Below are 422 nucleotides of genomic sequence, written 5' to 3' on the forward strand. Positions count from 1 at the left end.
GCCCTCGACCGTGACGAGGCCGCGCTCGAGCGCCTGGTTGGCCAGCACCCGGAAATGGTTCCTGTTGTTATGGACGTCGCCGACGAGGCTTCGGTCGGCAGCGGCATGGCCGAGATCGATGCCAAGTTCGGCCGGCTCGACACCCTCGTCAACAACGCAGGCATCGTCAAGGGCAGCAACTTCGATGACCTCGGCGTTGCCGAATGGGACCAGGTCTTCGCCGTGAACTCCACAGGCCCGTTCCTGGTCAGCCAGGCTGCACGTCCGCTGCTGGAGAAGGGCGCCGCCGCCCGAGGCGACGATTCAACCAGCGCCATCGTCAACATCACATCAGTCGAGGCCCATATCGTCATCGCCAGCAGCGGGCACCCCCAGGTGCATTACAACGCTTCCAAGGGTGCACTCCTGATGTTCACGAAGGC

At 64.0% G+C, this 422-nt stretch carries 1 protein-coding gene; it reads left to right on the top strand.

Features of this window, described 5'->3' with window-relative positions; translation table 11 throughout:
• On the top strand, positions 1 to 422 hold a 422-nt coding region (locus AC1DKD_RS42225), incomplete at both ends, for an SDR family NAD(P)-dependent oxidoreductase (RefSeq protein WP_477144864.1).

The organism is Cupriavidus sp. 05T313 (assembly GCF_056396665.1).